Source organism: Rhizobium sp. SG_E_25_P2, from assembly GCF_029892285.1.
Lineage (GTDB): Bacteria > Pseudomonadota > Alphaproteobacteria > Rhizobiales > Rhizobiaceae > Rhizobium_E.
The window spans coordinates 72180-94946 of the sequence record NZ_JARXVM010000012.1; the positions used below are offsets into that span (position 1 = coordinate 72180).

Annotated in this window: 21 protein-coding genes; 8 read left to right on the forward strand and 13 right to left on the reverse strand. The window is 62.7% G+C overall.

The genetic code is table 11. The annotated features are described in order from the left end of the window. Window positions 1-264 precede the first annotated feature (264 nt). The 3 genes from M2360_RS16970 to M2360_RS16980 all read right to left on the reverse strand — a co-directional run bounded on the left by M2360_RS16970 (window position 265) and on the right by M2360_RS16980 (window position 1754). Window positions 265-897 carry an ATP-dependent Clp protease proteolytic subunit gene (locus M2360_RS16970; protein ID WP_280776450.1) on the reverse strand — a complete coding sequence of 211 codons (633 nt, stop codon included), beginning with the start codon at window positions 895-897 and terminating at the stop codon, window positions 265-267. A 219-nt stretch (window positions 898-1116) separates the two neighbouring features. Continuing rightward, window positions 1117-1494 carry a type II toxin-antitoxin system VapC family toxin gene (locus tag M2360_RS16975; RefSeq protein WP_280776451.1) on the reverse strand — a complete coding sequence of 126 codons (378 nt, stop codon included), beginning with the start codon at window positions 1492-1494 and terminating at the stop codon, window positions 1117-1119. A gap of 5 nt (window positions 1495-1499) precedes the next feature. Continuing rightward, window positions 1500-1754: a type II toxin-antitoxin system Phd/YefM family antitoxin gene (locus tag M2360_RS16980; protein ID WP_280776452.1), complete on the reverse strand. Its 255-nt coding sequence runs from the start codon at window positions 1752-1754 to the stop codon at window positions 1500-1502. Window positions 1755-1860: 106 nt separating this feature from the next. On the opposite strand from M2360_RS16980, the gene M2360_RS16985 reads away from it, so the two are divergent. Next, entirely contained in the window at window positions 1861-3108 is a 1248-nt protein-coding gene (locus M2360_RS16985) for a cytochrome P450 (protein ID WP_280776453.1), read from the forward strand. 132 nt (window positions 3109-3240) lie between these two features. After that, the gene (locus M2360_RS16990) at window positions 3241-3480 is read left to right on the forward strand and encodes a type II toxin-antitoxin system Phd/YefM family antitoxin (RefSeq protein ID WP_280776454.1); all 240 of its coding nucleotides are present in this window, start codon (window positions 3241-3243) and stop codon (window positions 3478-3480) included. Window positions 3481-3620: 140 nt separating this feature from the next. Here M2360_RS16990 and M2360_RS16995 read toward each other — a convergent pair whose 3' ends face one another. The 3 genes from M2360_RS16995 to dksA all read right to left on the reverse strand — a co-directional run bounded on the left by M2360_RS16995 (window position 3621) and on the right by dksA (window position 5941). Then, window positions 3621-3968 (reverse strand): cupin domain-containing protein, encoded by a 348-nt coding sequence (locus M2360_RS16995; RefSeq protein ID WP_280776455.1) that lies wholly within the window; start codon window positions 3966-3968, stop codon window positions 3621-3623. Beyond that, window positions 3965-5248: an O-acetylhomoserine aminocarboxypropyltransferase gene (locus tag M2360_RS17000; protein ID WP_280776456.1), complete on the reverse strand. Its 1284-nt coding sequence runs from the start codon at window positions 5246-5248 to the stop codon at window positions 3965-3967. The genes M2360_RS16995 and M2360_RS17000 overlap by 4 nt, the downstream gene beginning before the upstream one ends. A 273-nt stretch (window positions 5249-5521) precedes the next feature. After that, complete coding sequence (gene dksA / locus M2360_RS17005; RefSeq protein ID WP_280776457.1) at window positions 5522-5941, reverse strand: RNA polymerase-binding protein DksA; 420 nt, start codon at window positions 5939-5941, stop codon at window positions 5522-5524. A 306-nt stretch (window positions 5942-6247) separates the two neighbouring features. On the opposite strand from dksA, the gene M2360_RS17010 reads away from it, so the two are divergent. The 4 genes from M2360_RS17010 to M2360_RS17025 all read left to right on the forward strand — a co-directional run bounded on the left by M2360_RS17010 (window position 6248) and on the right by M2360_RS17025 (window position 10047). Then, window positions 6248-6751, forward strand: coding sequence for a histidine phosphatase family protein (locus M2360_RS17010; protein WP_280776458.1), 504 nt, complete (start codon window positions 6248-6250; stop codon window positions 6749-6751). A gap of 54 nt (window positions 6752-6805) precedes the next feature. Beyond that, window positions 6806-8275, forward strand: a complete 1470-nt coding sequence (locus M2360_RS17015) for a YcjX family protein (RefSeq protein ID WP_280776459.1) — start codon at window positions 6806-6808, stop codon at window positions 8273-8275. Next, the gene (locus M2360_RS17020; RefSeq protein WP_280776460.1) at window positions 8272-9303 is read left to right on the forward strand and encodes a TIGR01620 family protein; all 1032 of its coding nucleotides are present in this window, start codon (window positions 8272-8274) and stop codon (window positions 9301-9303) included. The genes M2360_RS17015 and M2360_RS17020 overlap by 4 nt, the downstream gene beginning before the upstream one ends. Before the next feature lie 198 nt (window positions 9304-9501). Beyond that, the gene (locus M2360_RS17025; protein ID WP_280776461.1) at window positions 9502-10047 is read left to right on the forward strand and encodes a hypothetical protein; all 546 of its coding nucleotides are present in this window, start codon (window positions 9502-9504) and stop codon (window positions 10045-10047) included. An 80-nt stretch (window positions 10048-10127) separates the two neighbouring features. Here the strand turns inward: M2360_RS17025 and M2360_RS17030 are convergent, their stop codons facing one another. From M2360_RS17030 to folP, 5 genes are all read right to left on the reverse strand, one after another. Next, window positions 10128-10553 (reverse strand): hypothetical protein, encoded by a 426-nt coding sequence (locus tag M2360_RS17030; RefSeq protein ID WP_280776462.1) that lies wholly within the window; start codon window positions 10551-10553, stop codon window positions 10128-10130. Further along, complete coding sequence (locus M2360_RS17035) at window positions 10550-10804, reverse strand: type II toxin-antitoxin system prevent-host-death family antitoxin (RefSeq protein ID WP_280776463.1); 255 nt, start codon at window positions 10802-10804, stop codon at window positions 10550-10552. Before M2360_RS17035 ends, M2360_RS17030 begins: the two co-directional genes overlap by 4 nt. 87 nt (window positions 10805-10891) lie before the next feature. Beyond that, window positions 10892-11413: a 2-amino-4-hydroxy-6-hydroxymethyldihydropteridine diphosphokinase gene (gene folK / locus M2360_RS17040; RefSeq protein ID WP_280776464.1), complete on the reverse strand. Its 522-nt coding sequence runs from the start codon at window positions 11411-11413 to the stop codon at window positions 10892-10894. Continuing rightward, entirely contained in the window at window positions 11400-11774 is a 375-nt protein-coding gene (gene folB, locus M2360_RS17045; RefSeq protein WP_280776465.1) for a dihydroneopterin aldolase, read from the reverse strand. Before folB ends, folK begins: the two co-directional genes overlap by 14 nt. Next, window positions 11771-12643 carry a dihydropteroate synthase gene (gene folP, locus M2360_RS17050; RefSeq protein WP_280776466.1) on the reverse strand — a complete coding sequence of 291 codons (873 nt, stop codon included), beginning with the start codon at window positions 12641-12643 and terminating at the stop codon, window positions 11771-11773. Before folP ends, folB begins: the two co-directional genes overlap by 4 nt. A 116-nt stretch (window positions 12644-12759) precedes the next feature. Between folP and M2360_RS17055 the strand changes: the two genes are divergently transcribed. Then, entirely contained in the window at window positions 12760-13365 is a 606-nt protein-coding gene (locus M2360_RS17055) for a DUF922 domain-containing protein (protein WP_280776467.1), read from the forward strand. Window positions 13366-13693: 328 nt separating this feature from the next. Here the strand turns inward: M2360_RS17055 and M2360_RS17060 are convergent, their stop codons facing one another. Beyond that, window positions 13694-14014: a 2Fe-2S iron-sulfur cluster-binding protein gene (locus M2360_RS17060; protein WP_280776468.1), complete on the reverse strand. Its 321-nt coding sequence runs from the start codon at window positions 14012-14014 to the stop codon at window positions 13694-13696. Between the two features lie 88 nt (window positions 14015-14102). Beyond that, a complete protein-coding gene (locus M2360_RS17065; RefSeq protein WP_280776469.1) occupies window positions 14103-14468 on the reverse strand; it encodes an Hpt domain-containing protein in 366 nt (121 codons plus the stop codon). A gap of 434 nt (window positions 14469-14902) precedes the next feature. Between M2360_RS17065 and M2360_RS17070 the strand changes: the two genes are divergently transcribed. Continuing rightward, window positions 14903-22753, forward strand: a complete 7851-nt coding sequence (locus M2360_RS17070; RefSeq protein WP_280776470.1) for a hypothetical protein — start codon at window positions 14903-14905, stop codon at window positions 22751-22753. Window positions 22754-22767: the final 14 nt, after the last annotated feature.

Sequence of the window (22767 nt, forward strand, 5' to 3'; positions counted from 1 at the left end):
GCGGCGTTTCCGCTTTTACACGAGGCCTGGGGGACACATGGTTCGGCGGAACGCAGCACATTCGCCAGATGCCGGCAACATGTCCCCATTGCTCAATGGGAAGCCTATGTCATAATTCTTCAACATAGGCTTAATGCTAATCCTAAACGCCAGAGGCTTCCACGCAAAACGCTATCGGACACAATCTTGTCAAGAACAGGGCTTGTCAAGCGAAGAGCGAGCGCGCCGCTCTTCCATTCCTTGCGTTCGACGCGTCTTAAAGCCTCAGGCCTCGTCTCCGCCCTCGCGCTCGGCGCGGGTGGTGATCACATCGTCGACCAGACCCCAGGTCTTGGCCTCTTCGGCGGTCATGAAGTTGTCGCGGTCGAGCGCGCGTTCGACTTCTTCATAGGTGCGGCCGGTATGCTTCTCATAGATCTCGTTCAGGCGACGCTTCATCTTGAGGATGTCGCGGGCGTGACGTTCGATGTCGACGGCCTGGCCCTGGAAGCCGCCCGACGGCTGGTGGACCATGATGCGGGCGTTGGGGGTGGCGAAACGCAGGCCCTTGGTGCCGGCGGTCAGCAGCAGCGACCCCATCGAAGCAGCCTGTCCGACGCAAAGCGTCGACACCGGCGGACGGATGAACTGCATGGTGTCATAGATCGCCATGCCGGCGGTGACGTAGCCGCCGGGGGAATTGATGTAGAGCGAGATTTCCTTTTTCGGATTTTCCGATTCCAGGAAAAGAAGCTGAGCGCAGGCAAGCGCCGCCATGGTGTCGTCCACAGGGCCGATCAAAAAGATGATCCGCTCCCGAAGCAGCCGCGAGAAGATATCCCAGCCGCGTTCGCCGCGATTGGTCTGCTCGATCACCTGGGGAATAATCGCCATGGTGGTTTCAATCGGATCTCTCATGTCCATCCTTCACATAAACTCCCCGGAGATCGGTTATTTTCTCGGGAATCAACCTTTTCTCTTTTCCCATACATAGAGTGTCCGTCCCCCGGACTTCAAGCCATGCGCGGAAATTGCGCTATCCCTGTACGATTCGCACTTAAAGGCGGATTACGGCGGAGCATGGCTGCACCGGAATTGGCCGTCAGGGTGAACAATGTGTGAAGCGGCGCGCCAAAATCAGACGCGGAGATGCTGGACCGGATAGTCGGCCACGACATGATCCGCCGTCATCAGCACGAGATCTTCAGACAGCGCCTGGGCAATCAGCAGCCGGTCGAAGGGATCGCGGTGGATCAGCGGCAGATCCAGGACGCGCACAGCGTGGGCGCCTGTGACGGGGAGTTCTCGGTAGCCGCGCTCGATGAGAGCTGCACGTATCTCTGCTGCATCAACATTAAAGTCGAATTTGCCGATCTGTTGTTTCACAGCGATTTCAAATATGGACGTGGCGCTAAAATAGATTTCGTTCGCAGGAGAACGGAGAACATTCAGATGGTTTTGAGACAGCCGAGGATGGCTGCTCATCATCCACAACAGGATATTGGTGTCAGCCAAATATCTCAATCAGCGCGTCCTTCGAACAGCGCGATGATTTCTTCACTACACATCGTGTCGAAATCATCGGGCACTCTCAAGCGCCCTGCGAAAAACCCCACTTCGCGGGGGCTATCGGATTTCGTAGCCAGCGCGTTTGAAGGCGTGATCTCCACGACCGGCTTGCCGCCTCGTTCGACAATAATCGTCTCTCCGCCCTCGGCGGCCGACATCAAGTCGCTGAAATTGTCTTCCGCTTCCTGCAGGCTCACATGACGCATGGCCGTTCTCCCGCTCAACAGTACTGAATATAGGACAGGAGCGGCGCCATTGCAATTTTCATGGGCCTCGCCATAAAGTCCCGGCAAAATCACACGAGTAGCCCGCATGTCCCAGTTCCCCGCCTATTTCAAATTCGACGCCGCCAGCCGCCGCATATCGCTCGACGCCCGCAATCCGAATTTTTACCGCAATCCGAACATCGCCTATGCGGCCATGCACGCCGCCTCGCCCACCTTCTGGTGGGAAGAGGAAAAGCAATGGTATTTCACCGGCTACGACACCGTGAACGCCTTTTTGCGCGACCGCCGCTTCGGCCGCCAGATCACCCATGTGATGAGCCGCGAAGAGCTTGGCTGGGCTGAGCCGCGCGCCGAGCTCGCCGATTTCGACCGGGCCGAGTCCAAGTCGCTGCTGTCGCTCGAAGCGCCAGAGCACACGCGGTTGCGTACGCTGGTAAACCGGGCCTTCGTCTCGCGGCAGATCGAAAAGCTCAGGCCGGAGATCACATCGCTCTGTCACGAGTTGATCGACGGTTTCGCGCCCGATCGCGGCACGGAACTTCTGTCCTCCTTCGCCGAGGTCATCCCCGTCACCATCATCGCCGCCATGATGGGCGTGCCGATGGACATGCGGCGGCAATTGCTCGACTGGAGCCATGACTATGTGCGGATGTACATGTTCGGCCGCACCGCCGAGGACGAGGCGCTCGCCAACAAGGCCGCCCGAGACTTCGCCGACTATGTGAAGACGCTCGCCAAGGAGAAGCGCGCCAATCCGCAGGACGATCTGCTGACGCTGATGCTGTCGCCGGCCCGCGACGGCCAGTTCCTGACCGAGGATGAACTCGTCTCCACCGCCATCGTGCTGCTCAATGCCGGCCATGAAGCCACGGTTCATCAGATCGGCAATGCGGTCAACATCATCCTCGCTTCGGAACACGATCCCAAGGCGCTGTTCGCCGACGCCAAGGCCACAGAACTGACGGTCGAGGAAAGCTTCCGCATTTCCGCCCCCGTGCATATTTTCAAGCGCTGGGCGCTCGAGGATGTCGAGGTCGACGGCGTGCAGTTGCGAAAGGGCGACGAGATCGGCCTGATCCTCGCCGCCGCCAATCTCGATCCAAGGAAATTCACCGACCCCCTCGCCTTCAAGCCCGATCGCAACGAAGGCCTCAGCCTCTCCTTCGGCGCCGGCATCCATTTCTGCATCGGCGCGCCGCTGGCGCGGCTGGAAATGAACATCGCCCTGCCGATCCTGTTTGAGCGGCTGCCGAAGATGCGCATCGCCGAGGAGCCGGTGGTGAAGGACGTCTATCACTTCCACGGGTTGGAGCGGCTGGATCTGGTGTGGTGACGGATCAATATCCAGTGTCCGGCCAAGACTCGTGCCCCGCTGTATTGATCTGCGAAGTCCACTGGCGGGACATGCTATAGATTTCGGAATTCATCTTTACGGACTACGATGTCACCGATCGGAGATGCCCTCATGAAAAGAGTGTCGACAGCGGAAGCGAAAGCCAACTTCGATGATTTGATCACGCTGGTGAAAACGGGCGAAACGGTGGTTGTGACGGATGAGGCGCGCGATTTCATGGAAATGAAATCGTTGCAGACTGTCCAACGCCTGGAGGTTGACCCACTCGCGCTGGAAAAGCTCCACCGCACGTTTTCAGGACTGAGCATCGACGATATCCTTTCGGCGGCGCAAGAAGGGCATCGCTATTGAGCGCGCTGGTGACGGGTGCGTCCGTTGTCGCATTGTGGCTGCTGCCGGACGAAGCCAATCCTATTGGCGCGGCCCATTTTCGTCGGGCCGCCGCGTCTGGCGCGGCAGCAAGTAGCTTGGGACTTAATTCGGGACCGTAATCACACCCGGATCACGTAATCCTTGGTCGTCGTCTCGACCACTTCCCATGTGCCGACAAAGCCGGGCCGCAGGATCAGCCGGTCGCCGGCGCGGAGTTGGATCGGCTCGCCGCCCTCCTCCGTGACGATCGAATAGCCTTCGAGGATGTGGAAATATTCCCATTCCTCATAGGTGATCTTCCATTTGCCGGGTGTGGCGCGCCACACGCCGGCATAGAGGCCGCCCTCGGCCTCTTCCAGGTTCCAAGTCGTGAAGACAGGCTCTCCGGCGATCAGCCGGTCCGGCGCAGGCGCGCCGGTTTCGGGTGTCACGGAGGAGAGATCGAAACCGAGGGCGTGGTTTGTCATGCCTGTTCCAGAGCCTGTTCGAGATCGGCGATGATGTCGGAAGCGTCTTCGATGCCGACCGACAGGCGGACGACGTCGGGGCCGGCGCCGGCGGCGATCTGCTGCTCGGGCGTCAACTGGCGATGCGTGGTCGAAGCCGGATGGATGACCAGCGACCGCGTGTCGCCGATATTGGCGAGATGCGAGAACAGCTTCAGGCTTTCGACAAAGGTCTTGCCCGATTCGTAGCCGCCCTTGAGGCCAAAGGTGAAGACGGCGCCGGCGCCCTTGGGCGAATATTTCTTCTGCAGCGCGTTGTTCGGATCATCCTCCAGGCCGGCATAGCTGACCCAGGCGACCTTCGGATGGGTCTTCAGCCATTTGGCGACCGCGAGCGCGTTTTCGCAATGGCGCTGCATGCGCAGCGGCAGCGTTTCGATGCCGGTGATCAGCAGGAAGGCGTTCATCGGGGCAATCGTCGGGCCGAAATCGCGCAGGCCGAGCACGCGGGCGGCGATGGCGAAGGCGATATTGCCAAAAGTCTGGTGCAGGATCACGCCGCCATATTCCGGACGCGGCTCAGACAGCATCGGATATTTGCCCGAAACCGACCAATCGAACGTGCCGCCGTCGACGATGATGCCGCCCATGGAATTGCCGTGGCCGCCCATGAACTTGGTCAGCGAGTGGACGACGATATCTGCGCCATGCTCGAACGGGCGCACCAGATAAGGCGAGGCCATGGTGTTGTCGACGATCAGCGGCAGGCCATGCTTGTGGGCGATCTCGGCGATGGCCGAGATATCCACAAAAGTGCCGCCTGGATTGGCGAGGCTCTCGATGAACACGGCCTTGGTGTTCTCGTCAATCAGCGCTTCCATGGCCGAAGGATCGGACATGTCGGACCAGCGCACGTTCCAGTCGAAACTCTTGAAGGCATGGCCGAACTGGTTGATCGAACCGCCATATAGGCGCTTGGCGGCGATGAAATTGTCGCCCGGGCTCATGATGGTGTGGAAGATCAGCAACTGAGCGGCGTGGCCGGACGAGGTCGCCAAGGCCGCAGTGCCGCCTTCGAGCGCTGCGACGCGCTCTTCGAGCACCGCCTGGGTCGGATTCATGATGCGCGTATAGATATTGCCGAACTGCTGCAGGCCAAAAAGAGCGGCGGCGTGATCGGCATTGTCGAACACGAAGCTGGTCGTCTGGTAGATCGGCGTGATGCGCGCCTTGGTCGTCGGATCAGGCTGCGCGCCGGCGTGCACGGCGAGCGTGGAAAAGCCCGGATTGTCTTTGCTCATGAAGTCCTCCCATTATCGGCGCATCGCCCGGACGGATCGTCCCGAAACGCCATGTTGAATTGCGTTGGCGACTATAGCGACTGGAGAGAGAAGCGCGCGCAAAATTTGCGCATGAATAAGCGCCATCCTGAAAAATTGTTTCCGAACAATCCCGCCACCACCAGACATGGCGAGCGCCTGTCAGCGTAATCACGCGAGGGACAGCCGCTCGTCGCAAAATCCGGATCATGCCGCTGAACAACAAAAAGGCCGCTTTCGGGCGGCCTTTGATCATTACTCGTCGCGGTAGACTTTTTCGCGCCGCTCGTGGCGCTCCTGCGCTTCGATCGACAACGTGGCGATCGGCCGGGCGTCGAGGCGTTTCAGGCTGATCGGCTCGCCGGTTTCTTCGCAGTAGCCATATGTGCCGTCGTCAATGCGCTGCACGGCGGCGTCGATCTTGGAGATCAGTTTACGCTGCCGGTCGCGGGCCCGAAGTTCGATGGCGCGGTCGGTTTCAGATGACGCGCGATCGGCGAGATCGGGGTGATTGGCGCTTTCCTCGGCGAGATGGCCGAGAGTTTCGCGCGCTTCACGCAGGATCTCGGTTTTCCAGGCTATCAGTTTGGTACGGAAATATGCTCGCTGTCTCGGGTTCATGAATTCTTCGTTTTCCGAGGGAACATAGTTCGTAAGATCGATACTCTCACTCAACGCGATTCTCCTGAAGAACAACCCGTACAAGGCGGCTCTATAGCTCCGCAGCCTTTTCGATTCAAGCGGAAAGCGTGGATTTAACGTATTTTAAATCTGTCATATTCTCGTGCTAAGTGGTTATTTTTCGTGCATGAATTGCCTTCTTACTGATCAGAGCTTCAAATGCGCGCCCCTGTCAGGATCGCCAAAAGCAGCGTAAATCACCACAGCGTGACACATTGTCTCCATCCGGGACAGGATTGACCTTTCGCGGCACGGCTGGTCTAACCAGCCATCATGCCGTTGGGAGCACGATGGGACGAGATGACGCCACCCCAAAGCCAATTTTTTCGTCTTTTTCTGCTCAGGCACGCCAATGCGGCCTGGCCGGAGCCGGGCGGCCGTGATTTCGACAGGGCGCTGGACCGCAAGGGACAGGCCGATATCCGCGACGTCGCCATCCGCGCCTATGCCGCTGGCTACCAGCCGGAACGAATCGTCGCCTCGCCCGCGCGCCGCTGCAAGGAGACCGCGCAGGCGATACTCGACGTATTCGGCCCCATGGCGGCGGAATTTGACGACACGCTGTATGACCAGGGGCCGGAAGCCTATTGCCGTTTGATCGACCGCCATTCCGCGGACTCGAATGTGTTGATCGTCGGCCATAACCCGATGATCGAAGCCTTGGCCGCGCAGTTTGTAGCCGAGCAACCGGGCGAACTGGCTTTCGGCTACCCGACGGCGGGATTGCTGATTGTCGATTTCCAACGTCCCGTGCGTCTCGAACGCGGCGCGGCCACCGCCGTCGACATGATCGCGCCGCTTTGATCTTGCCATTGCGCGCCCTATATTGGCGACACAACAACGCATGCGGATGTCGCCTTGTCTCCTTCCCCCACCTCGTTCACCGATGAAGCCTGGATCGCGCTCGAAAATCTCGGCGACAAAGCCTCGGGACTGTTCAACCCGTCCATTCGCCTGGGGGTGACAGGCCTGTCTCGCGCAGGCAAGACCGTGTTCATCACCGCGCTGATCCACAACCTTCTCAATGGCGGACGGCTGCCGTTGTTTGAGGCGCAACGTTCGGGCCGCATCCGGTCGGTGGCGCTGGAGGAACAGCCCGACGACGCCGTGCCGCGCTTTCAATATGAGGATCACGTCAAGGCGCTGGTGGGCAAACGGATCTGGCCCGATTCCACCCGGGCGATCTCGGAACTGCGCATCACCCTTCATTATCAGAGCGCGTCCGGCTGGGGCCGCCTGCTGTCGCCGGGAAAGCTGTCGATCGACATCGTCGACTATCCCGGCGAATGGCTGATGGACCTGCCGCTGCTGACGCAGGATTTCGCCGCTTTTTCCGAACAGGCGCAAAAGCTCGCCCGACAGCCGCGCCGCGCCGGCTTCGCCCGCGACTGGCTGGCCCGCGCCGAACAGACCGCGCCGGATGCGCCTGCCGACGAAATGACCGCCCGTGACCTGGCGCAGGATTTCACCGCCTATCTCCGCGCCTGCAAGGATGATGAGCAGGCCTTCTCCTCGCTCGCCCCAGGTCGCTTCCTGATGCCCGGCGATCTCGACGGCTCGCCCGCCCTCACCTTCTCGCCGCTCGTCAAGCTTGTTGCCGGCAGGCCTGCGAAAGGCAGCCTGCAGGCGATGATGGAGCGGCGTTTCGAAGCCTATAAGGCGCATGTGGTGAAGCCGTTCTTCCGCGACCATTTCACCCGGCTTGACCGACAGATCGTGCTGGTGGACGCGCTGCAGGCGATCAATGGCGGACCTGAGGCGATTGAGGATCTCGAAACCGCGCTCGGCGACGTGCTGGCCTCCTTCCGGCCCGGCGCGAACTCCTTTCTCGGCTCGCTGCTCACGCGGCGAATCGACAAGGTGCTGATCGCCGCCACCAAGGCCGATCACCTGCATCACGAAAGCCATGACCGGCTGGAAGCCATCACCCGCCGCATGGTCGATCGCGCAGTCAAGCGCATCGGCCGCTCAGGAGCCGGTATCGACGTCATCGCGCTAGCCTCGGTGCGCGCCACCCGCGAGGCGACCGTATCCCGCGACGGCGACAGGCTGCCGGTGATCGTCGGCACGCCAATCGCGGGCGAAAAGATCGCCGGAGAGCATTTCGATGGAGAGAAGAAAACGGCGGTGTTTCCCGGCGACCTGCCCTCCAATCCCGACGTCTATTTCGACCGGGACGGCGCTTCCTGCAAGACGCCGCCGCAGGTCAACATCATCAGGTTCAGGCCGCCCGACATGGAAGATACGGGCGGCGGCATCACGCTGTCGCTTCCGCATATTCGTCTCGATCGCGCCCTGCAGTTTCTCATCGGAGACCGGCTGACATGAATGATGACACGCGACCGCGCGCTCCCCAGGCCTTTTCGCTTGGCGAGCCGCCGCCGCCGCCCTTGAAAGCAGAGCGGCCGCCGGCCGCCTTCGACGCCGACGTGACGCTGACGGCAGTGGAAGACGATCCGTTTCTGGCCGAACAGATGGCCGATCCAGCGGTCGCGCAGCCGCGCCGCAAGGGTTTCCCGCTGTTCTCGATCCTCTCGGGCGCGCTCGGCCTGTTGTTCTCCGCCGCCTTTGCGTTGTGGCTCGATGGATTGATCCGCGATCTCTCCGCGCGGGCCGACTGGCTGGGTTATACAGCGCTGACGCTGACCGGCGTCGCGGTCGCTGCGGCGCTCGGCATGGTCGGCCGCGAAATCTGGGCTCTGCGCCGGCTGTCATCGGTGCAGGATCTCAAGCGCGAGGCGGAGATCGCGCTCTCCGATCGCAAGCCCGCCCATGCCCGCGCGGTGGTCGCCCGGCTGGTGGCGCTTTCTGCCAAGATCCCGGAGACGGAAGCTGGTCGTAAGGCGCTGGCGGCGACGGAACAGGATGTCATCGATCCCGAAGGCCTGATCCGGCTGGCGGAACTCGAACTTCTGGCCCCTGCCGACCGCCGCGCGCGTCGATTGATCCTCGACGCCAGCAAGCGCGTGTCGATCGTCACCGCCGTCAGTCCGCGCGCCATCGTCGATCTCGGCTACGTCCTGTTCGAATCGGCCCGACTGGTGCGGACGGTGGCGGAGACCTATGGCACGCGCCCGGGACGTCTCGGCATGCTCAGGCTGTTCGGCGATGTCATCGCCCATCTCGCGGTCACCGGATCCATCGCGGTGGGAGACGGAATCGCCCAGCAGGTGCTCGGCCATGGCGTCGCCTCGAAGATATCGGCCCGTCTCGGCGAAGGCGTCATCAATGGACTGATGACGGCGCGAATCGGCATTGCCGCCATGGATCTTCTGCGCCCGCTGCCGTTTCGCGCCCAGCGGCGACCCGGCGTCAGCGATTTCGTCGGGGACCTGACCGGATATTCCGGTGGATAACCGACATCTGCAGCCCCGCCGTTGCAGCTCGGCAACAGCTGGCTTCGCCCGGAGCCAACGGAGAGTCGGCTGCGGCGCGAAACGCTTTTCAATCGCCGCAGCGGACGGCTAAATGGCGATAACGAAACTTTCAATTAACCATTCTCGGCCAAAACTGCGAAGATTGTTCCAGTAGCGGCTGCCCCGGAAGGAAGCTCAATGTTTTCGCGCGTAACCCCATTCGTCCTTGGCTTTGCGAGCCTCGTCGCCTTCGGGCCGGCGATGGTTGCGCCGGCGGAAGCCGGCAATCGCGACAAGGTGTTTTTCGAAGGCGTCGCCGGCGAGTGGAGCGGCCCGGGCGAAATCGTCGCCGGCAAATACAAGGGCACCAAGTTCAACTGCACGCTCACCGGCGTCACCGAGGGCAAGTCCACCGGCATGACGCTTGACGGTTATTGCCGCGTCGGCTTCTTCAAGCAGCCGATGAAGGCGACGATCATGTCGGAAGGCCGCAGCTACAAGGGCAAGTTCCTCGACGGCGCAGCCGGCAAGGGCCTCGACATCGTCTCGGGCAATGTCACCGGCCAGAAGATGGTGGTCGGCATCACCCGCGCCCGCCTCAACGGCGCGATGATCGCCCGCCTGCAGGGCAAGAATTCCATGACCGTGACCATTTCGGTGAAGGTCGACGAAACGATGATCCCGGTGATCGGCATGTCGCTGAACCGTCAGACGGATGAGATCGCGGTCGGCTCGGTTGAGTGAGACGTTGCGATCCGTGGGGCTGATTGGCCAACATAAGAGTGAAGAATGGGAGGCCGCCGCGCTTCCCTTTTTTATTTGGCTCAACGTTTTGGGCGCGCCAGGCGATGCTCGGCAACCGCCTTGGCAAGCTGCTTGCGGATCTCGTTGAAGAAGGCCTCTGGGATCATTCCGTAATCGATTCGATCCGGGTCATCGGGGCGGGGTCGGACATTCGGACCGGGCCATTCGAATTCGTTGACTTCCGATACGCGCACCCAGTTTCTTTCCCGATCAAGACCGATGGCTGCGCAAATCTCGGCCGGAATTTCGAGCGAGTTCTTCTCTTCACCCGGCTCGGGATATGCGTGCGTGATCGGCACGACCAGAGTTCGCCCAGACGCCTTGACATAGAGAACGATGGCGCATGGTCTATCCTTGCCGCTGGTGGCGAAGCCTCTTTGATGGTCGCTGTCCCACAGATAATCGAAACGGATCACCAGACCGGGAACTGGATCCGGATAGTTCACTCGGAAGCCTTGCCATATTCGGCGTTCATAATGGCGGACAGCGTCTCGTCATCCATGTCCCGCGCGTGAATAACCCGACGCTCCCGCTTCTTGAGCCGCTCGTAGTTTTCAAGTTCTTTCAAGCTGATATACGCGCCGATCGGGCGGCCATGCGACGTGACCTCCACGCCGCCGGACACCATTGCTTCATCGCGATACTTGCCGAATTCCTTGGCGAAGGTGGTGGCTGACACCTGGGTTGGATATCCCATGATCTGCTCCTGTTTCGGGCAGATTTACGGAAATTCCGTATTTTGTCAATGTATGGCTGACGGCATGACTTAAATGCCGCCAAGAAGTCACACCCGACGCCACCAACCCCGATCTGCGTCCGCCACCTCGATGCCGGCGGCGTCGACATCGGCGAGCCAGGCGGAAATGGACCGTTCGGCGATGACGAGATCGGGAGTGAGATCCGCGAGCGGCAGAAGCACGAAGGCGCGCTCGGTCATGCGCGGATGCGGTACGGTCAGCTCGTCGCTCGCCATACGCAGATCGCCATAGGCTAGCAGATCGAGATCGATGGTGCGTGGTCCCCAGCGCTCAATGCGGACGCGTTTCATCGACCGCTCGATCTCCAGACAGAGCCTGAGAAGCGACAGCGGATCGAGCGTGGTGCGGATTTCCGCCGCGCTGTTAAAGAACCAGTCCTGATCGGTCTTGCCCCAGGGCGGCGTCCGATAGAGCCGTGACACGGCGATCACGCGACAGTCCGCGCGATCGTCGACCCGGTTCAATGCCTCGGCCATATGGGCGACGGGATCGCCGATATTTCCGCCGAGCCCGAGATAGGCGACGGCGCCGGCTTCAACGTTGGGCATGATGCTCGACGGACACCTGGACATAATCGAGAACGCCGGTGATCGGCGCATTCGGCTTGCGCAGGGTGATTTTGGCGCGCACGATCTGCGGAAACTGCTGGGCCAGTGCGCGGGCGATCTCGGTGGCCAGCGCCTCGATCAGATAATAGCGGCGACCGGTGACGATTCCCTCGATCAGTTTGAAGGCGACGCCGTAGTCGACGGTCGTTTCCAGTGCGTCATGTTCGAGCGGACCGGCCGGCATGACCTCCAGTTCCGCGTCGACGAAGAAGCGCTGTCCCAGCACTTCTTCTTCGTCCATGACGCCGTGGCGCGCGAAGAAAGCGCAGTTGGCGAGTGTGATCGTGTAAGTGCCAGTCATGCAAGTGTTCCTCGCCCATCCGTTTCGCGGGCCTTGAGCATAGCATCAGCGACGCGCAAGGCGTCGCGGTTGAATGCGACATTGTGGACGCGGAAAATGGCCGCCCCCGAGATTCTGAGAAGCGCGCTCGTCGCCGCCGTCGCCACGTCGCGCTCGGCCGGCGCGCGATCCGTCAGCGCGCCGAGAAACCGTTTGCGCGACGTTCCCGCCAGAAGCGGATAGCCGAGTGCGATCAACTCGTCAAACCGGCTCATCAGCGCGAGATTGTCAGCCGGCGTTTCCTTGTTGAAACCGAAACCTGGATCGAGCACGAGCCGTTCCCGATCAAGACCCGCCGCCTGGGCGATCTCAAGCGTCGCGTCGAAGAACAGCCGTTGATCCTCAATGGGATCGGCCAGTTTTTCGCGGCCCCTGCCCGTATGCATGGCCACGACGCCCGCTCCAGTGTCCACAGCCGCCGCAGCCATGTCCGGATCTTTCTGTAAACCCTCGATATCGTTGATGATATGCGCGCCGGCCATGATCGCCAGCCGCGCGGTGTCGGCGCGATAGGTGTCGACAGAGAGAATGGCGTCGGTAGAGCGGGCAAGTTCGGCGATCACCGGCAGTATCCGGGCCTGTTCTTCCAGCGCTGACACGGGCGCTGCGCCAGGACGGGTGGATTCGCCGCCGATATCGATGATGCCGGCTCCATCTTCCACGGCCTGCCGGGCGTTTGCGACCGCACTTTCGACCGCCAGATTCCGCCCGCCATCGGAGAAGGAATCAGGGGTGACGTTGATGACGGCCATGATCACGGCCTCCGGACCCAGCCTCAGGCTGCGTCCATGCGCGAGGGTCCAGTCGAAGGGCGCGAAGGGCGAGGTCATCAGAGATCTCCGCTCGGGATGTCGTCGGCTGCTGATTGCATATTGCGCGCCAGCAGACAATGACTGAAAATGGACGCCAGCATAGAGGACCCGCAGAGGATGCGAGGAGTGAGCCGATGAAGAGAATGACCTGTTTCGCTCTCCTCGTTGGATTTCTCGCCGCATGCTCGTCCGCCCAGGCTGACATGATCGCGCGCAAGACGGTCACCTATTTCAGTATCGGCGGAAAGACCGCAGCCGATCTCGATCGCGAAATGTCCGAACGCGGACCGTTGCTGGCGACCGGGCGCCGGCATCCCGGCGCGACCCGGGTGACGTTTTCCGGAAAGGCGTCCTATATCGCCGAAGGCGGCCGATGCCGAATCGGCGAAGCGCGCATCATGCTCACCACCAAGATGATGCTGCCGCGGTGGAAAAATCGCTCCAAAGCCGACGCCCGGATGGCGTTGCTCTGGGACACGTTGTCGGCCGACATCAAACGACACGAGGAGCGGCATGCGGAGATCGCCCGCAACCATGCGCGCACGCTGGAACGCACTTTGCGGTCGCTGAGAGCGGAGAAAAGCTGCGACGCGCTGAAAGCCAAGGTTGCGGTCGCCACGGCGGAGGCGTTGGAAGCGCATGACGCGGACCAGAAGCGATTCGACCGAATCGAAGCCGCAAATTTCGGCGCTCGGATGACGCGCCTGCTGCGCTACCGGGCGACGGGACGCGCAGAGTAGCGCATTTCGCCCTCATTTCCCGGATTTTCGCCAGAATCTGCTCGAATGCAGCATCGAGCTTGCGCGGGGCTTGCGTCTTTCCTGTTAATTAGCTCGCTATTTGTCTTAGTTGAACTTGAAGACCATCTAAAATAGGGTCTCAATTACCGGACGAGTTGAAGCGGTCGCGGCGTAAAGCAGCTTTCTTTCGGTCTGCCTTGTGGTTTCCCTGACGCATTGGAGTGGCAACAGGTGTCTCCTCCCTCGCCTGTTTGACGATGCGTCTTCCTTGCCTCGCTCGTCACTAGATGCCGAGCGAGGCTTTTTTTGTCCGGACCAACGGCAATCGTCAGCTTTGCTTTTCGGGAATATGAACGACCAGGCCATCCAAAGCGTCGGCCATCTTGATCTGACAGGAGAGACGCGACGTGGGGCGCGTGTCATAGGCGAAGTCCAGCATGTCCTCTTCCATCGGATCGGGACGACCCGCCGTCTCCGCGAAGGCGTCATCCACATAGACATGACAGGTTGCGCAGGCGCAGGCGCCGCCGCATTCGGCGAGAATGCCCGGAACGGAATTTCGGATCGCGGCTTCCATGACCGTGGATCCCGAGGCGGCGTCCACTTCGAAGCGGGCGCCGTCGAAGGCGACGAAGGTGAGTTTCGGCATGATTGTCCTGACGAGTTGGAAAAGACTGGCCAGCCTTTTCCAACATAATCAGAAATGCGTCAACAACAGCGGCGACAGCCGCTCGCGATCAACGCGAAAGCTTGAGAATGAAATTCTCGGCTTCGATGACGGCGGCCCCCAGCATCGCGAGTGCGGCGGCGTCATTGGCGTCGTTTTCCACCTTCTCGGCGACCGAAGAGACGCTGAAAGCGCCGATGGCCAGAGCCGCGCCCCTGAGACGATGCGCGATGGCGGCGCGATTGTCGTTGGCCGCGGTGGACAATTCCGCCATGCAATTGCGCGCCTGGCGCGCGAAAATGTTGAGAACTTCCAGTTCGAGGTTCTTGTCGCCTGATGTCTGTCGCGCAAGATGGACGAGGTCGATGGGGCGAGCTCGCGAGGGCGCGGCGGCGTAATTGTCGGGAGCTTCGAATGCGACGGATGCGGCTGCCATGTTCATTTCCCTGTTCTTGTTTAGTTGTGACACATGCGAGTTTTCTTATGACCACAGTGTCGCAGCGATGGACGCAAGAACGCTTAATTGAGGCGTTTTCAGGGAAGGCATTTTGCAAAGATGGTTAACGATGCCTAAACAGGCTTAATCGCAAGGTTTTTCCAGCCGGGGCGGACAAATTGTCGTTAATATCCTCTCAACCTTGCGCAGAGCTTACCCACAAGTGATTGTACCAAAACGGCTTCTGTGCCACTACGTAACGTGGGAAATAAGGCCGTGTTTAACCAGCGGCCGCGAAAGTGACGGTTCCGCGAAACGCATCCATCGCCGCTTGTGGCGGGGCGTGCGACAATCGCCGGAGCGAATGCAGGGCCTCGACGTTTCGTTTCCAATCGGGACAGCGACGACGAGGTAGGAAAACGAGGCAGTTCGGAATGACGATAAAGAGCGAAAACGACGCCGTGTCGGAAAACGCCTACCGGGCGTTGGAAGAGGCCTTGGCGATCGACTTTCAGGACGACCATTCCGGAACGCAGCCGCAAAAGCGGGAGACCCGTGTGTCCGACGTCGCAAACCAGCCCGGCAAGAACGCGCAGCAGCGCATAGCGGACAACGCCCGTTCACTTGGTCCCGAACCAGGTCCGCGCGCGCCGTCGCATCGTCCCGCCAATGACCCCTTGCCCACTGCGGCCGCCGCGCTGACCCGCGGCTTCGACACGCCACGCTCGAAATCTCCCATGCGGATCGCCGCCGCCATGGCCGCGCTCTGGGTGCTTCTCGGCCTTGTGGCGGCGCATTTTCTTTACGCGCCGGAAATCTGGCAAATTTCCTCGCTGCGCGATCTCGGCGCCATTCCAGGCGCGTTGCCCACCCTGATCGGCATTCTCTTCCCGATCATGATCTTCTTCGCTTTCGCCTCGATGATCGCCCGAGCGCAGGAACTCAAGAACGCCGCCCGATCGATGGCGGAAGTCGCTCTTCGCCTTGCCGAACCCGAAAGCATCGCCGCCGAACGCATCATGACCGTGGGCCAGGCGGTTCGCCGCGAAGTTTCCGCCATGAACGAAGGCATCGAGCGCACCATCGCCCGGGCCTCCGAGCTGGAAACGCTCGTTCATTCCGAGGTCAACGCGCTGGAACGCAGCTATAGCGACAATGAGTTGCGCGTGCGCAGCCTTGTGCAGGAACTGGGCAGCGAACGCGAAGCGATCGTCGGTCACGCCGAACGCGTGCGGTCCTCGATCACCGGGGCCCAGGATCTGTTGCGCGACGAACTCGCCAGCGCCAGCCTGACCATCGCCAAGAACATAGCCACCTCAGGCGAAGCCGTCGCCCAGATGATCGATACGCAGGCCGCGATCATCATGCAGAAGAGCGGCAATGTCGCCAACACCATCGGCTCGGTGCTGTCCAAGAAGACCGAAGAGCTGGTCGGGGCGCTCGAAAGCTCGGGAATGGCGCTGACCGAGGAATTCGACACCCGCATCGAGACGCTCGGCGTGACGATCAGCGAGCGCGGCAACAAGCTGCTGTCCGAATTCGAGACACGCGCCTCGATGGTGGACGCCACGACGGAAAAGCTGAACGCGGCGCTTGCCGACCGCACCCGCCAGCTCAACGAGACCCTGATCGCCCGCACGCGGCAGATCAACGAGACGCTGACCAACAGCGGCGGCGTCATCAGCAATTCGCTGGAATCGATGCTGAAATCGCTGAACGCGACGCTCGACCAGAAGAATCAGGGCTTCCGCCAGGCGTTGAAGGCCACCGCCGACGATGCGATCATGGACCTCGATGTCCGCACCGCCTTCCTCGACGAGCGGCTGAAATCCTCGGTTGATCAGGTGTCCTCGGCCTTTGACGGCCGACTGGGCGAATTCGCCGACGCCTTCGACAAGCGCGCCGGCTCGCTCGACGCCAAGCTCAACGATAGCCTCACCCGCATCAACAAGGCGCTCGGCCAGGGTCAGGACGCCCTGGGCAGCACGCTCGAATCCTCGCTCGAACGGATCGCGCAATCCTTCAGGGGTCAGGCCGTGGCCATCGAAAGCGCGCTCGGCGCCGGCCAGGAAGTCATCGAAGCCGCGCTCGACGCCAAGGTCGGCGACATCACCAAGGTGATCGGACGCGCCAACCAGGAACTGGACAGCGGCTTCGGCATGCGCGCCGATGCGCTGGCGCAGAAAATCGCCGAACGCACCCAGGCGATCGAGACCGCCGTCACCACTGGCCACGAGCGCATGTCGAGCCTGCTCGACGATCGCTCCTCGGGCATCGCCGCAGCTTTCGACGAAACCAACCGCAAACTCGACCAGACTCTCTCTGGCGGCGAACAGCGCCTGGGCGCCCTGTTGTCGGAGCGGTCCGGCGCGCTGATCTCGGCCTTCGACAAGACCGAACGGACGCTGTCCGAAACGATCGGCGATGGCGAGCGCCGGCTGTCCGATCTCATCGACGGACGCGGCGCGGGCCTGGAACGTTCGCTGGCCGACAGCGCCGGGAGGATCGAAAATGCTGTCGCCTCGGGTGGAGAGCGCCTTGAGAAATCGCTCGCCGAGGGCGGCGCGCGCATCGAGAACGCCATCGGCTCGACGCCTGAAAATCTCGCCCGCATGCTCGACGAAAAGAGCCAGTCGATCGAGAAAACGCTCACCGACAACCAGCAGCGCCTCGACACCGCCATGGCGCGCGGCTCCGAACTGATCACCGGCGCCTCCGAAGACGCCCGTTCGCGGCTGGCCAAGACACTCGGCGAAAACGCCATCACCATCGCCGCCGTCTATGGCGAACATCAAAAGCGGATCGACGAGACGCTGCGCGAGCGCGCAGGCGAGATCGAGAAGACGCTCGGCGACGGCGCAAGCCGCATCGCCGAAGCCTCGCAGGACACTGCCCGCTATGTAACGGGCGCGATCGAACAGGGCGTCCGCGACATTTCCGAAGCGCTGGAGAATGGCGGCGCCGATCTCGGCATCCAACTCGCCACCACCCATGATCTGATCCGCCAGACGCTGGAGGATCGCTCCAACGCCATCACCATCGCGCTCGAAGAAGGCCGCAAGCAGCTCGACGACACGATCAACGAACAGGCGACCGGCATCGGCGCCAGCATCGCCATGGGGGCGAGCATGGTCGAAATGTCGTTCGAAGACGGCGAGAGCCGTCTGCGCAATCTCGTGGAGCAATCGACCCAGAGGCTGACGTCCGCAGTGGACGGCGCGACGGATTCGCTGACCTCGTCTGTCGAGCAAACCACTGGACAGTTGAAGGACGCCCTCTCCCGCAGCACTGTGGATTTCGAGGCCAGCGCCGGCAGTTTCTCCGAAAAGATCGCCGAGCGCGAACGCAGCCTGCGGCAGGTGCTCGACGCGACGGCGGATTCGCTCGACAGCCGCATGCAGGCGAGCGCCATGGCGCTGAACGCCAATGCCCGCAAGGTCGAGGAAACGCTGGCCCTTCGCGAAGCGAGCCTGGCCACCGCCATCGAAAACCTCGCGCAATCGCTCGACGAACGCCTGATCGCCACCGTGGGCGGGCTGAACGCAGATGTCGAGCGCAGCCATGACGCCTTGCGCCAGACGCTCGGCGACAGCGGCATGACTCTGGAGGAAACTGCGCAACGGTTGATCGCGCAGATCTCCGCCCATCGCGACGCGCTGCGCGACACCGTCGAGGCCTCAACCCAATCGCTCGATGAGCGGCTCGAAACAGGCGCCGCCAACATGTTGTCCAACATCATGATGCTGGACATGAAGCTCGAAGAGCGGGAAGCAGCGCTGCGTGACGCCGTCGCCGCCGCCAGCAACCGCTTCGAGACAGAACTCGGACAGCGCCAGGACAGTCTGGTGCAGTCGCTCGACGCGACGTCGCGGACCATCAGCGATAGGCTGGACGCAGGCGCCGCCAACTTCCTGTCGAACATCACGTCGCTGGACACAAAACTTGAAGAGCGGGAAGCGGCGTTGCGTGACGCCGTCGCCGCCGCCAGCAACCGCTTCGAGACAGAACTCGGACAGCGCCAGGACAGTCTGGTGCAGTCGCTCGACGCAACGTCGCGGACCATCGGCGAAAGGCTGGACGCCGGCGCCGCCGATCTCCTGTCCAACATCATGTCGGTGGACATGACGCTCGAGGCCCGCGAAGCCTCGCTGCGCGACACGATCGAGGCCTCCGCTGCCCGGCTCGATGGCGATCTCGCCCGCCGGCAGGACGGCCTCGCCCAGACCTTGGACGCCACAACGCGAGCAATCGGCGACAGGCTGGACGCAGGCTCCGCCGCCATTGCCTCAGCCGTTGAACATTTCGACGTCAGGCTCGGCGAGCGGGAGACCGCGCTCAGCCGGACGATCTCCGGCTCCGTGGAACGCCTCGACGGCGACCTTGCACAGCGGCAGGAAAGCCTGGTGCAAGCGCTTGAGGCGACATCGCGGACCATCGGCGAGAAACTCGACAACGGCGCCACCGATCTGCTCTCCAACATCATGTCGCTCGACATGACGCTGGAGGCCCGCGAACAGGCCATACGCGAGGCGATCGAAGCGTCTGCGAGCCGGATTGACGGCCAATTGTCGCTGCGTCAGGAGATCCTGATTCAGGCTCTGGAATCGTCGGGCCAGACGCTGGACGCGCGGTTCCAGCGCGGCTCCAACGCCGTGCTCGGCAATATTGAAAGACTGGACTCCACCCTCAGCCAGGGCGAAGCGTCGATTTCCCAGGCGCTCGCGGGGGCGACGGAACGACTGGAAACCGGGCTCGCCCAGCGCCAGGAAACCATGCTGCGCGCCGTCGAAGGCGTGGCGCAGTCGCTCGACGACCAGTTGCTGTCGGCGCTGTCGAACCTCAACGCCGGCGTCGAACTCAGCCATGGGGCGATCCGCGATACGCTCAATGACAGCACGCTGTCGCTGAATCAGATGGCGGAGCGCCTGTCGGCTCAGATCTCCGCCCATCGGCAGGCGCTGCAGGAAACGATCGAAGCCTCGACGGTATCTATCGACGAACGTCTCGAAAGCGGCGCCGCCTCGATGCTGTCCAACATTATGATGCTGGACATGAAACTCGAAGAGCGTGAAGAGGCGCTGAAGCGAGCGATCACCGCGGCCTCCAGTGAACTCGACCAGTCGATGAGCCGCTCCAGCCAGACGCTGAGCGAGCGCTTCGGCGAAAAAGCTGCTGAAATCGCCTCGGTGGCCGAAGTTTTCAGTCAGAGAATCGACGGCGCCCTGGAGACGGTGTCGAACCGCTTCGACGAGACGGGCGGCCGCATCCTCACCAGCTTCGACCGTCTGGAAACCGGCATTCGCGATGATGCGGGCCGCTTTGCCGAGACCATCGACGAGGCGGGCGTCAAACTCGGCGCGCTGATCGAAACGCAGATCCAGTCCTTCGATCGCGCAACGGAAACCGGCGCCAGCCGCATTTCAGGCACGCTCGAAAGCCACACCGCCCATCTCGACGAACGTCTGGAGACGATGGACCGCGCCTTGACGATCGGCCTTGAAAACGTTTCGCGCACCATCGACGGCAAGGCGTCAAGCCTCGCCACCACCCTGCGCTCCGCCGTGATCGACGCCGCGCAATCGATGGACGAGGAAGCGCAGCGCGCGATCGACCATATCTCCGGCAAGACCTTCGAATATGCCGACGAGATGGCGGCGCGCAGCGCCGGCTTCTCCAGCCGCCTCACCGAGGAAGCCGAGAGCTTCACCAACACGGTCCAGGCGAATGCCGACCAGTTCGCCACACGCCTGACCGGCGACGCGCAGATCATCAGCGCGCGGCTGTCGACCGAGGCGGACCGCTTCTCCGACCGCATGTCGTCGGAAGCGGACGCCTATGCGGGCAAGCTGGCCTCCGGCGCCGACGCCTTTACCGGCAAGCTGGCAACCGAGACGGAAAGCTTCGCCAGCAAGCTGGCGCAGAACGCGGAGGCCTTTACCGGCCGCATTGCCGGCGAGGCCGAGACCTTCACGGGCAAGCTCGCCGACCAGACGGATTCGCTGACCAACAACTTCGCCCGCAACGCCAGCCATTTCGCCGAACAGGTCGGCGCGGCGCAGCAGAAGGTGATGAGCGACGGGGCGGCGATCAGCCAGAGCCTTACGGCGGCCGAAAAGGCGCTGGCGGCGCGCAACGATGCGATCCGGACAACGCTCGACGATCGCACGCGCGAACTCAATTCGATGCTGGCGGCGCGCTCGGCCGAACTTAACCGTTTGATCGAGGAAAAGGCGCGGCCGGCGGCCGAGAGCCTGCAAAGCCTCGGCCAGACGGCGGCGGAAGATATCCGCAACGCCGCAGAACAGGGCGCAGCGCTGCTGCGCGGCGAGAACGCCGCGCTGGTGGACGCCATCTCCAGCCGCACACAGGAGGCGACCCGCGCGCTCGGCGACAGCGAACAGTCGCTACGCGCAACCGCGCTTGGCCTCATCGACGCGCTCGGCCAGAGCAATGCCGGGCTCCGTCAGCTGGTGGCGGAAGCCGCCGCCAATCTCGGCGCGATCGATGAAACGCTCAACAGCACCGCAGGCCGCTTCTCCGACAGCGCTACGCGGGCTTCGGATTCGGTCAACGCCGCCGCCCGCCTGCTCGAAGGCAAAGTCGAACGCCTGTCCTCGGTCTCCACCGATACGCTCGGCCAGATCGGCGCGCTGGTCGGCCGCATCGACGATCACTCCAAGGTGCTCGGCCAGGCCTCGACGCTGCTCGGCGCGGCCCAGTCCAACCTGGCGTCGACGCTTTCCGAACGCGAGGATGCGCTGCAAGCGCTGGCCGTCGGCCTTGTCCGCCGTTCCGAAGATATCGAGAACACCATGCGTTCGGTCAGCGGGTTGGTGGAAGCCGCTTTCGACCGCGCCGAAAGCCGCGCCGGCCAAGTGACCTCCAGCGTGCGCTCGGGCATTCAGACCTCGTTCGCCGATATCGGCCGGGTGCTGAGCGAAGCCGAACAGCGCGCCGACCAGATGGCCAATGCGCTGCGCGGCAATGTGGGCGCTGCGGCGCAGGACGCAGCCCGCGCCGTGGAATCGGCGCTCGGCAAGGCCAGCGAACAGGCTGATCAGGTGGCCGGAAAGCTGCGCGGCGCCGTGTCCGGTTCGCTCGCCGATGTCGACCGGATGCTGGACGAAACCGGAGCGCGCTCCACCGCAACCGCCGCCGACATGCGCCAGGCGCTCAAGGACGCGATCGAGGATTCGATCAACCGCTTCGCCGGCGCGACCGACGAGATCCGCCGGACCGCAGGCGAAATCCGCCGCGAGCTGACCGACACCCGCGCGGAGATCAAGCGCGGCGCCTTCGACCTGCCGGAGGAAGCCAAGGAAAACGCCGCCCAGATGCGCCGCGCCGTGGCCGAGCAGGTCCGCGCGCTGCAGGAACTCACAGGCATTATCGGCGTGTCCGCCTCGCATTTCGAAGCGCCGCGTCAGGCGGCCCGCCCGGAGCCTGCCCCGCGCGCCGCGCCGCAGCCGGTCTATGAAGCGCCGCGCGCCCAGGCCCCCGCCCCCGTGGCGATCGAGCCCGTTCGCACGGAGCCGCAGCGCGTCGCCCCGCCGCAGCCGCAGCCGCAGCAGCGGGCGCCTGAGCCGCGTCAGACCATCGCCGCGCCGGCGGCGCGTGTCCAGCCGCCGGTCGAGCCTCGCCGCGCCGAAGCAAAGCCCGTCGAGCGTCCGACCATCCCGCTGGCGTCCGCGCCGCGACAGGAAGCACGCAATCCCGCCCGGGAGCCGCTCGGACTGCGCGGCAGCCTCGGCGTCGATCCGTTGAACCGTCCTTCCACGCCGCGCGAAGAGCGCCCCGCCCCCGCGCAGCCCACCGCGCGCCGCGAGGAAGGCCAGGGCTGGATCAGCGATCTGCTGCGCAACGCCTCTCGCGAAGAAGCGGAAGCAGACACCCGTGCGGCGGCTCCGGCAGCCTCGCGAGTGGAAAACCGCAATCCGCGCCAGGTGGTGGAATCGCTGAATTCGCTGTCGGTCGACATCGCCCGCGCCATCGATCACGAGGCGTCGGTGGATCTCTGGCGGCGCTACCATCGCGGCGAGCGCGACGTCTTTACCCGTCGCCTCTATACGCTCAAGGGCCAGCAGACCTTTGATGAAATCCAACGCAAATATGACCGCGAGCCGGAATTCCGCGCCGCCGTCGACCGCTATATCGGCGATTTCGAAAAGCTCTTGAACGACGTGGCCCGCAACGACCGCGACAAGACGCTGACCCAGAGCTACCTCACCTCCGACACCGGCAAGGTCTACACCATGCTGGCGCATGCGGCGGGCCGGTTCTCGTAAGGGACACGGATCGG

Excerpts from the sequence above, each read along its gene's own strand:
- M2360_RS17035 (WP_280776463.1), bottom strand. The coding sequence starts at position 10,804 with ATGGGATATCCAACCCAGGTGTCAGCCACCACCTTCGCCAAGGAATTC.
- M2360_RS16990 (WP_280776454.1), top strand. The coding sequence starts at position 3,241 with ATGAAAAGAGTGTCGACAGCGGAAGCGAAAGCCAACTTCGATGATTTG.
- M2360_RS17060 (WP_280776468.1), bottom strand. The coding sequence starts at position 14,014 with ATGCCGAAACTCACCTTCGTCGCCTTCGACGGCGCCCGCTTCGAAGTG.
- folB (WP_280776465.1), bottom strand. The coding sequence starts at position 11,774 with ATGACTGGCACTTACACGATCACACTCGCCAACTGCGCTTTCTTCGCG.
- M2360_RS17010 (WP_280776458.1), top strand. The coding sequence starts at position 6,248 with ATGACGCCACCCCAAAGCCAATTTTTTCGTCTTTTTCTGCTCAGGCAC.
- M2360_RS17055 (WP_280776467.1), top strand. The coding sequence starts at position 12,760 with ATGAAGAGAATGACCTGTTTCGCTCTCCTCGTTGGATTTCTCGCCGCA.
- M2360_RS16980 (WP_280776452.1), bottom strand. The coding sequence starts at position 1,754 with ATGCGTCATGTGAGCCTGCAGGAAGCGGAAGACAATTTCAGCGACTTG.
- M2360_RS16985 (WP_280776453.1), top strand. The coding sequence starts at position 1,861 with ATGTCCCAGTTCCCCGCCTATTTCAAATTCGACGCCGCCAGCCGCCGC.
- M2360_RS17020 (WP_280776460.1), top strand. The coding sequence starts at position 8,272 with ATGAATGATGACACGCGACCGCGCGCTCCCCAGGCCTTTTCGCTTGGC.
- M2360_RS17025 (WP_280776461.1), top strand. The coding sequence starts at position 9,502 with ATGTTTTCGCGCGTAACCCCATTCGTCCTTGGCTTTGCGAGCCTCGTC.
- M2360_RS17065 (WP_280776469.1), bottom strand. The coding sequence starts at position 14,468 with ATGGCAGCCGCATCCGTCGCATTCGAAGCTCCCGACAATTACGCCGCC.
- folP (WP_280776466.1), bottom strand. The coding sequence starts at position 12,643 with ATGACCTCGCCCTTCGCGCCCTTCGACTGGACCCTCGCGCATGGACGC.
- M2360_RS16970 (WP_280776450.1), bottom strand. The coding sequence starts at position 897 with ATGAGAGATCCGATTGAAACCACCATGGCGATTATTCCCCAGGTGATC.
- M2360_RS16995 (WP_280776455.1), bottom strand. The coding sequence starts at position 3,968 with ATGACAAACCACGCCCTCGGTTTCGATCTCTCCTCCGTGACACCCGAA.
- M2360_RS17070 (WP_280776470.1), top strand. The coding sequence starts at position 14,903 with ATGACGATAAAGAGCGAAAACGACGCCGTGTCGGAAAACGCCTACCGG.
- M2360_RS17000 (WP_280776456.1), bottom strand. The coding sequence starts at position 5,248 with ATGAGCAAAGACAATCCGGGCTTTTCCACGCTCGCCGTGCACGCCGGC.
- folK (WP_280776464.1), bottom strand. The coding sequence starts at position 11,413 with ATGCCCAACGTTGAAGCCGGCGCCGTCGCCTATCTCGGGCTCGGCGGA.